Below are 7,446 nucleotides of genomic sequence, written 5' to 3' on the forward strand. Positions count from 1 at the left end.
AGTTGTGTATAAGAGACAGCTCCTGGACACCGGCGCCTACTACTTCTCCACCCCCTTCGCCTACAACGCCCTGCCGCGCCCCGCCGTCCACGGCTACTCCATCGCCGACGACGGCTCGGTCTCCTTCACCACACTCCGCCAGGCCCAGACGCTCCAGGAGCTCCTGACCGAGTTCGGCGGCGGCCTGTGAGCCACGGCGCGCACTGAGGGTCGGGAGGGGTCCCGAGCGGTGTGGGGTGGAATCGGCGTCCCAAGAACCGTCAAGCGATGCGATGTTCAGGAGCGGCGCCGAGATGGAGCAGCTGACGCCCGAGGACCCCGACCGGATCGGCCCCTACCGGCTGCTCGGCAGACTCGGCGAGGGTGGCATGGGCACGGTGTACCTGGGGCGCTCCGACCGGGGGCGGACGGTCGCCGTGAAGACGATCCTGACCACCCTCGCCCGGGACCCCGAGTTCCGCCGCCGCTTCGCCCGGGAGATCGCCGCCGCCCGGCGGGTCGGCGGCGAGTGGACCGCGCCCGTGCTCGACGCCGACACCGAGGCCGAGCACCCGTGGGTCGCCACCGCCTTCATCGCGGGCCCGTCCCTGTTGCAGGTGGTCAGCGAACACGGCACGCTGCCCGCGCCCAGCGCGCTGCTGCTGGCCGGCGGCATGGCCAGGGCCCTGGGCGCCGTGCACGCCGCCGGCGTGCTGCACCGGGACCTGAAGCCGTCCAACGTGCTGCTGACCTTCGACGGCCCCCGGGTCATCGACTTCGGCATCGCCAGGGCGCTCGACCCGGCGCCCGGCGACCGCATCACCCGCACCGGGACCGTCGTGGGCTCGCCCGGCTTCATGTCGCCCGAGCAGGTGGACGGCGGCCGACTGACGCCGGCCAGCGACGTGTTCGGCCTCGGCTCGCTGCTGACCTACGCCGTCACCGGGCGCACCCCGTTCGGCGCGCTCGACACCTCGCCGCACCTCCTCACCTACCGCATCGCCCACCAGCCGCCAGAACTCGACGGCGTCCCCGAGGAGTTGCGGGAGCTGATCGGCGGCTGCCTGGCCAAGGACCCGACGCTGCGGACGCCCTTGGCCCAGCTGCTCGGCCACCCGGCACCCGACGGCCGGCCCTGGCTGCCGCCCGAGGTGGTGCAGGGGATCGGGCGGACGGCTGAGGCGCTGCTCGCGCTCGAACACGCCCACCCGACCCGGCCGCCCATGCCCGCTCCCCCGACGGCCGTAGCGCCAGAAAGGCCGGAGGCGCCGCCCACGGTCCCCGTCTCCGTGCCCTCGCCGCCGGACGCCAGGCGGCCCTCGCCCGCGCCGCGCGGGCGCCGAGGACTGGCCGTCGCCCTGGCGGGCGCCGTCGTGGTCGCGGTGCTCGGCCTGGCCGCCGCGGTGACGCTGGCCGACGATGACGGCGATGACGCCGCCGGCGGCGACGGAGCCGAGAACGCCGCGACGCCCCCGTCCGCGCCGGTCGCCGTACCCGAAGGCCTGCTCGGCTCCTGGCAGGGCGAGTACGGCACCGAGGGCGAGCCGGGCTGGAAGGCCCTGTGGCTGGAGATCAGGCAGGCGCGCCCCGGCGAGAGCGTGGGTCGGGCGATCGTCACCTACCGGAGCTCGATGTGCGTCTACGACATCCGCCTCGAGTCGCTGCGCGAGGACCGGCTCGACTACACGGAGGTCGCCGAGCGCAGCGTGCCGGAGGGCGAGTTGGAGGAGAACTGTCGGGCGGACGGCACGGTCAGGTCGCTCAGCCTCCTCCCGGACGGCGAGCTGCGGTGGAGCGGCGGCGAACAGGAGGCGTCCCTCGAACGAGCCGAGACGGGCGACCAGGGCGCCGTGCCCGCCGCCCTGGTCCGGTCCTGGCGCGACGAGTACACCACGGACGACGACGAGGAGGGGCTCGACGAGGTCACCATCGAGCAGGGCGCGATCGGCGACACCGTGTGGCGGTGGACGTGGCAGCTCGACGGCGAGACCTGCGTGACCGAGAACCAGCTGGCGGCGGTGCGCGGCGACGAGCTGCTGCTCTCGCCCGACATCCTGATCGAGGAGCGGAGCGACGACACCTGCCGCGCACAGAACAGTTCGTGGGTGCGGACCGGTCCTGACGGCACCCTCTACATCCAGTGGACGAGCAGCCCCGACGACGAGCCGTACCCCGTCGAGAACGACTGACGACGGCTGACGACGACTGACTGGGACGGACACGGAGTCCCCACGGTCCGATCCCCAGGACCGGCCGCGCGCCGGCCGCGCGGCGCGGTATCGTCACGCCACGCGACGGTCGCATGCGGAACGGGCGCCGAGCGGCGGATACGTGGGGCAGGGTGATCGGCGGACGCTCGTCCGTGGCGTGCCGCATCGGCCGTCCCGGCCGCCGCGCACGCTGCACGCGAGTTCGACGCAGGGGACCCTGGGGGCGCCGCCGGAGCCCGAGCGCGTCATCCGCTTCGGCCGCAACACGCCGAAGGACGACCCCGAGGTCCACCTGACCGTCGGCGGCCAGGACCAGTCGGTCAGCCGCCGGCACGGCGAACTGATCTTCCGCGACAACCTGTGGTGGCCGCGGAACATCGGCCGACAGCTGGTGCGCCTGCCGCGCGGCCTGATGCTCCACCACACCTCGGAGCCGGTGCCGCTGGCCAGCGGCCACACGCCGCTCTTCGTCAAGGGCTCGGGCGGCCGGGAGCACCTGGTCGAACTGTTCGTGGCCGACCACGAACGGCCGGAGCCACGATCGGCCCCCGGCGCGCCGACCGTGCCGCCCAAGCGGTGGGACCTCGCCCCCGAGGAACGACTGATCGCCGTGGTGCTCGCCCAGTGCTACCTGCGCTACGAGCCCGACCCGCGCCCGGTGACCTACCGCGAGGCGAACGCCCAGCTCGGGTACCTGCGCCTGGAGGACGGTTGGACGGCCCGCACGGTAGAGCGCAGGGCCGGCGAACTCCGCCGCCGCCTCCACGCCGCCGGCTTCCCGCCCGCCGTGATCCGCGAGGAGGATGACGGCCCCTACGACGCCCGCCTCCTCCACAACCTCCTCAAAGGTCTGGTGGAGACCACCAGCCTGGTACCCCCTGACCTCACCCTCCTCGACGAGACGCCGTAGCGCGGCGGGCCGGGCAGGGCGGCCGGGCCCGCGTCAGGCCAGGAAGAGGCCGCGCTCCGCGGCCCGCGTGTCGAAGGCGTCGAGGCGGGACTGGGCGTCAGGCAGGGAGTCGCACATCGCCTCGAGGACGGCGCGGGCGAGGAGGTTCGGGGCGCAGGCGGTGTCGAACGAGAGGGCCGTGCTGACGGGGGCGGCGAGCAGCAGGTCGTCGGGGTGGACCACGGGCGCGAGCGCGCTGTCGGTGACCGTGACCACCCGCAGGCCGGCCGCCCGCGCCGCGTCCAGCGCCTCGGCGACCTCGCGCGGGTAGCGCGGCAGCGCGAAGCAGAGCAGCGCGGCGGCGCCCGCCGCCACCGCCGCGTCGAGGCGGTCCGCGAGCATGGAGCCGCCCTCGTCGAGCAGCCGCACGTCCGGGTGGACCTTGGCCGCGAAGTAGGCGAAGCCGGCGGCCTCGGCCGCCGCCGCCCGCAGTCCGAGCACCGGCAGCGGCCGCGACGCGGCCAGCAGCCGCCCGGCCTCCTCGATCCGCCTCGGGTCGGCCAGCTCGGCGGCGAGCCGCCGGAGCTGTTCGATCTCGGCGAGCACCGCCTGCTGGTACACGTTCCCGCGCCGCGCCGCCGGCTCGCCGGCCTCCCGGACGCTCTCCCGCAGCCGCCGCCGCAGCGCCGGGTAGCCGTCGAAGCCGAGGGCGACCGCGAAGCGGGTGACCGACGGCTGGCTGACGCCGGCCAGCTCGGCCAGCTCCACGCTGGACAGGAACGGCGCCTCGTCGGCGCGCCGGACCAGGCAGTGCGCGATCCGCCGCTGGGTCGGGGTCAGCCGGTGCCCCTCCAAGAGCCGCAGCAGTTCGGCGCCCGCACCGCCCCCACCGCCCGGCTCGCTCGTCCGCCTCACCCGCGTCATCCTATGCAGTCGCCCGGCGGGGACGACCCTGGCCGACCCCGAGGCGCGGTACCGGAAAGTCAGGGTGGGAAAGGGGGGTTATCCCCCCTGCGGGGCACCGGCGCGCCCCCGTACCGTAGGTGTCATGACCAGTGCCCGCGACCGCGAACTGCATGACGACGTCGACCTCAGGAGCGAGCTCGAGGCGGCCGTGCAGACGCGCAAGGAGCTCGGCGAGGGATACGAGTCGGAGCTCGTCGACTCGTTCCTCGGCAAGGTGGAGCAGCGCATCGACGCCACCGTGGACAAGCGAGTGCGGCGGCAGCTCGCCGAGCAGCAGATGGTGATCGCGCGCGGCGGGCGGCCCGCGGCGGCGCAGGGGGAGGCGTCGGGCCCTGGCGTGGCCTTCGGCCTGGCCGCGCTCTCGCTGGTGCTCGCGATCCCGCTGTCGGCGATCGCCGCCACGCAGGCCGGCGTGTCCGGGCTGCTGCTGTGCTGGGGCGGCATCGTCGGCGTCAACGCCTGCTACGTGGCGCACGGCGCGCTGCGCCGCGGTGGTGGCGGCGGGAAGCGGGAGCGCGACGAGGACTGGGTCTAGGTTCTGACGCCCTGACGTCCTGCTGTCCTGGCGGACGCGCGGGGGAGGTTGGCGGGGACCGCCGCACCCCGGTGTAGTCACCAGGGGCGGGACGACGGCGGTCCCCGCGGGGACACGGGCCGGGTCGGGGCCTCGCGTCCGGGCGACCAGGGAGGTCCGGGAGCCGCTCCGGAGGTCCTTGGTGCCGACACCCAGAACTCTGCCGGACGGGTGTTAACGCCGCGTTGCCCGGCCGTGACACTTCGGGTTCTGTTGGCTGACCCGACGAAAGCCAGCTCCTCACGCGACCGAACTGGCCCTGCGGCGCTCAGCGTTCGGCGGCGAGGAAGGTGAGCAGGTCCTGCCGGCTGACCACGCCCGTCGGCTTGCCCTCGACCAGCACCACCGCCGCGTCGGCCTCCCGCAACACGCTCATCAGGTCGGCCACCGGCTCGCCCGAGCCGACGTGCGGCAGCGGCGGGCTCAGGTGCTTCTCCAGCGGGTCGCCGAGCGCCGCCCGTCGCGCGAACAGCGCGTCGAGGAGCTCCCGTTCGACGACCGAGCCGACGATCTCGGCGGCCATCACGTCCGGGTGTCCGGCGCCCGGCTTGACCACCGGCATCTGCGAGACGCCGTACTCCCGCAGCACCTCGATGGCCTGCCCCACCGTCTCGTCGGGGTGCATGTGGACCAGCGACGGCATGTCACCCTCCTTGCCGCGCAGCACGTCCCCGACCCGCAGCTCGGGCTCGCCGCCCTCGAGGAAGCCGTAATCGGCCATCCACTCGTCGTTGAAGATCTTGCTGAGGTAGCCGCGGCCGCCGTCCGGGAGCAGCACCACGACGACGTCGTCGGGGCCGAGGCCCCTGGCCGCCCCGAGCGCGGCGACCACGGCCATCCCGCAGGAGCCGCCGACCAGCAGGCCCTCCTCGCGAGCGAGCCGCCTGGTCATCTGGAAGGAGTCCTTGTCGGAGACGGCGATGATCTCGTCGGCCACCTCGGGGTCGTAGGCGGACGGCCAGAAGTCCTCGCCGACGCCCTCGACCAGGTAGGGGCGGCCCGAGCCGCCCGAGTACACCGAGCCCTCCGGGTCGGCGCCGACGATCCGCACCCGGCCGCCGCTGACGTCCTTGAGGTAGCGGCCGGTGCCGGTGATGGTGCCGCCGGTGCCCACGCCGGCGACGAAGTGGGTGATCCGGCCCTCGGTCTGCTTCCACAGCTCGGGCCCTGTGGTCTCGTAGTGGGAGCGCGGGTTGTCCGGGTTGCTGTACTGGTCGGGCTTCCAGGCGCCCGGCGTCTCGCGCACCAGCCGGTCGGAGACGTTGTAGTACGAGTCGGGGTGCTCGGGGTCGACGGCGGTGGGGCAGACGACGACCTCGGCGCCGTAGGCGCGCAGCACGTTGATCTTGTCGGTCGAGACCTTGTCGGGGCAGACGAAGACGCAGCGGTATCCCTTGCGCTGGGCCACGATGGCGAGCCCGACGCCGGTGTTGCCCGAGGTGGGCTCGACGATCACGCCGCCGGGCCGCAGGGCGCCCGAGTCCTCGGCGGCCTCGATCATCCGCAGCGCGATGCGGTCCTTCACCGACCCGCCGGGGTTGAAGTACTCGACCTTGGCCAGGACCGTGGCCCTGATTCCGGCGGTCACTCGGCTGAGCTTCACCAACGGGGTGTTGCCGACAAGGTCGATCATCGACTCGTGATACTGCACCTGGGTCTCCGCATATCGGGCCGGTTCGGCGGCGGCTGATGTTCGCTCACCGGACATCACCCTATTGCGTTGCGCGGCGTGCCGCGCTGGGCACCACATGTGTGGAGAGACGCGAAGCACAGATGTGGGAGGCGGCCATGTCACGGGCGAGGGTGGCACGCAGGATCGCGACGGCGGCCGCCTACGGCGGCGGCGGTCTCAGTGTGCTGGGCGGCGCGGCGGCGGGGCTGCTGCTGACGGAGGCGCAGTACGCGCGGCGCCGGCTCGGCGCCGGCTGGGAGGACGAACCGCCGGTCTCCGACGGCCTGTACGGCGTCGCGTTCGCCGACTCGCCGGGCGCTCCCTGGCGCCTGGCGATGCTGGGCGACTCGACGGCCGCCGGGTACGGGGTGCACCGCGCCGCGCAGACGCCGGGCGCGCTGCTCGCCTCGGGGCTCGCGGCCGTCTCTGAGCGGGCGGTCGAGCTGCACAACGTGGCGCTGACCGGGGCCAAGTCATCCGACCTGGAGCGGCAGGTGTCGCTGCTGTTGACGGAGCCGGGTCGGGCGCCGGTGCCGGACGTCTGCGTGATCATGATCGGCGCCAACGACATCACCGGGCGGGTGACGCCGGCGCGTTCCGTGAAGTACCTGTCGGAGGCGGTGGCCAGGCTGCGCACGGCCGGCTGCCAGGTGATCGTCGGCACCTGCCCCGACCTGGGCTCCGTCGAGCCGGTGGCGCAGCCGCTGCGCTGGGTGGCCAGGCGGCTCTGCCACCAGCTGGCCGCGGCGCAGACCATCGCGGTGGTGGAGCTCGGGGGGCGCACGGTCTCGCTCGGCACGCTCCTCGGGCCGGAGTTCGCGGCGCATCCGCGGGAGCTCTTCGGACCCGACCGCTACCACCCGTCGGCGCAGGGGTACGTGGCGGCGGCGATGGCGATCCTGCCGACGCTCTGCGACGCGCTCGGCGTCTGGCCGGCCGAGGCGGCACGCCGGGAGCGGCTGCTGCCAGTGGCGGACGCGGCGGCCAGCGCGGTGTCCGAGGAGGGCACCGAGGTGAGCGCCGCGGTCAGCGGCGGCCAGCGCATCCCGTGGGCGCTGGTCAAGCGCAGGCGCCGCCAGATCGACCTGCCGGCCCACCGGTCCGAAGGACCGACCCCCGCCGACTGCGGCCAGGCCACCGGCCCATGACGCTCCCT

6 protein-coding genes and 1 pseudogene are annotated in these 7,446 nt (G+C 74.2%); 5 read left to right on the plus strand and 2 right to left on the minus strand.

Going from position 1 to position 7,446, the window contains the following annotated elements; genetic code table 11:
* The 3 genes and pseudogenes from E1265_RS37430 to E1265_RS30360 form a co-directional block, all read left to right on the plus strand.
* A pseudogene (locus tag E1265_RS37430) lies at positions 1-190 on the plus strand (diaminopimelate decarboxylase); the annotation flags it as partial.
* Positions 191-293: 103 nt separating this feature from the next.
* Positions 294-2,168 (plus strand): serine/threonine-protein kinase, encoded by a 1,875-nt coding sequence (locus tag E1265_RS39860; RefSeq protein WP_243741219.1) that lies wholly within the window; start codon positions 294-296, stop codon positions 2,166-2,168.
* 178 nt (positions 2,169-2,346) lie between these two features.
* The gene (locus E1265_RS30360; protein ID WP_243741220.1) at positions 2,347-3,099 is read left to right on the plus strand and encodes an FHA domain-containing protein; all 753 of its coding nucleotides are present in this window, start codon (positions 2,347-2,349) and stop codon (positions 3,097-3,099) included.
* A gap of 33 nt (positions 3,100-3,132) precedes the next feature.
* Here the strand turns inward: E1265_RS30360 and E1265_RS30365 are convergent, their stop codons facing one another.
* A complete protein-coding gene (locus E1265_RS30365) occupies positions 3,133-3,993 on the minus strand; it encodes a MurR/RpiR family transcriptional regulator (RefSeq protein ID WP_243741221.1) in 861 nt (286 codons plus the stop codon).
* A gap of 133 nt (positions 3,994-4,126) precedes the next feature.
* Here E1265_RS30365 and E1265_RS30370 point away from each other — a divergent pair, with 133 nt between their 5' ends.
* On the plus strand, positions 4,127-4,579 hold the full coding sequence (locus tag E1265_RS30370; protein WP_132934188.1) for a hypothetical protein: 453 nt from the start codon (positions 4,127-4,129) through the stop codon (positions 4,577-4,579).
* Positions 4,580-4,886: 307 nt separating this feature from the next.
* Here E1265_RS30370 and E1265_RS30375 read toward each other — a convergent pair whose 3' ends face one another.
* Positions 4,887-6,269 (minus strand): cystathionine beta-synthase, encoded by a 1,383-nt coding sequence (locus E1265_RS30375; protein ID WP_132934189.1) that lies wholly within the window; start codon positions 6,267-6,269, stop codon positions 4,887-4,889.
* Between the two features lie 137 nt (positions 6,270-6,406).
* Between E1265_RS30375 and E1265_RS30380 the strand changes: the two genes are divergently transcribed.
* Positions 6,407-7,438 (plus strand): SGNH/GDSL hydrolase family protein, encoded by a 1,032-nt coding sequence (locus E1265_RS30380; protein ID WP_132934190.1) that lies wholly within the window; start codon positions 6,407-6,409, stop codon positions 7,436-7,438.
* The last annotated feature ends 8 nt before the right edge of the window (positions 7,439-7,446 follow it).

The sequence above is a fragment of the Streptomyces sp. 8K308 genome (assembly GCF_004348315.1).
Taxonomy (GTDB): Bacteria; Actinomycetota; Actinomycetes; order Streptomycetales; family Streptomycetaceae; genus Streptomyces.

Excerpts from the sequence above, each read along its gene's own strand:
- E1265_RS39860 (WP_243741219.1), top strand. The coding sequence starts at position 294 with ATGGAGCAGCTGACGCCCGAGGACCCCGACCGGATCGGCCCCTACCGG.
- E1265_RS30370 (WP_132934188.1), top strand. The coding sequence starts at position 4,127 with ATGACCAGTGCCCGCGACCGCGAACTGCATGACGACGTCGACCTCAGG.
- E1265_RS30380 (WP_132934190.1), top strand. The coding sequence starts at position 6,407 with ATGTCACGGGCGAGGGTGGCACGCAGGATCGCGACGGCGGCCGCCTAC.